The organism is Mesorhizobium sp. M7A.F.Ca.US.006.04.2.1 (assembly GCF_004022915.1).
Taxonomy (GTDB): Bacteria; Pseudomonadota; Alphaproteobacteria; order Rhizobiales; family Rhizobiaceae; genus Mesorhizobium; species Mesorhizobium ciceri.
Genome location: NZ_RZQA01001356.1, coordinates 1 through 1,011, shown reverse-complemented (window position 1 = coordinate 1,011; position 1,011 = coordinate 1). Strand labels below are relative to the sequence as shown.

General features: G+C 64.5%; 1 pseudogene. It reads right to left on the bottom strand.

The features are described 5' to 3' along the window. Positions 1–1,011 (bottom strand): annotated as a pseudogene (locus EN925_RS37255) (DNA-directed RNA polymerase subunit beta); the annotation flags it as partial.

Sequence of the window (1,011 nt, the reverse complement as noted above, 5' to 3'; positions counted from 1 at the left end):
TGCCGGTGCCGACGAACGGCGCCTCGGCGCGCACCAGCGGCACGGCCTGGCGCTGCATGTTCGAACCCATCAGAGCGCGGTTGGCGTCGTCGTTTTCCAGGAACGGGATCAGGGCCGCGGCCACCGACACCATCTGCTTGGGCGACACGTCCATCAGATCGACGTTTTCGCGCGGCGCCATCATCACTTCGCCGGCACTGCGGCAAATGACGAATTCGTCGACGAAACCACCGTTCTTGTCGAGCTCGGCGTTGGCCTGCGCAACATGGTGCTTGGCCTCTTCCATCGCCGAGAGATAGACGACGTCATTGGTCAGCTTGCCGTCGACGATCTTGCGGTACGGGCTCTCGATGAAGCCGTACTTGTTGACGCGTGCGAAGGTGGCCAGCGAGTTGATCAGACCGATATTCGGGCCTTCCGGCGTCTCGATCGGGCAGATGCGGCCGTAATGCGTCGGGTGCACGTCGCGCACTTCGAAGCCGGCGCGCTCGCGGGTCAGACCGCCCGGTCCAAGCGCCGAGAGGCGGCGCTTGTGGGTGATCTCCGACAGCGGGTTGGTCTGGTCCATGAACTGCGACAGCTGCGAGGAACCGAAGAACTCGCGCACGGCGGCAGCCGCCGGCTTGGCGTTGATCAGATCCTGCGGCATGACCGTGTCGATCTCGATCGAGGACATACGCTCCTTGATCGCGCGCTCCATGCGCAGCAGGCCGACGCGGTACTGGTTTTCCATCAGCTCGCCGACCGAACGCACGCGGCGGTTGCCGAGATTGTCGATGTCGTCGATCTCGCCCTTGCCGTCGCGCAGTTCGACCAGCGTCCTGACCACGGCCAGGATGTCGTCCTTGCGCAGCACGCGCACGGTGTCCTCGGCCTTCAGCTCGAGGCGCATGTTCATCTTGACGCGGCCGACGGCCGACAGATCGTAGCGCTCGCTATCGAAGAACAGCGAGTTGAACATGGCTTCGGCGGTTTCGAGCGTCGGCGGCTCGCCGGGGCGCATGACACGAT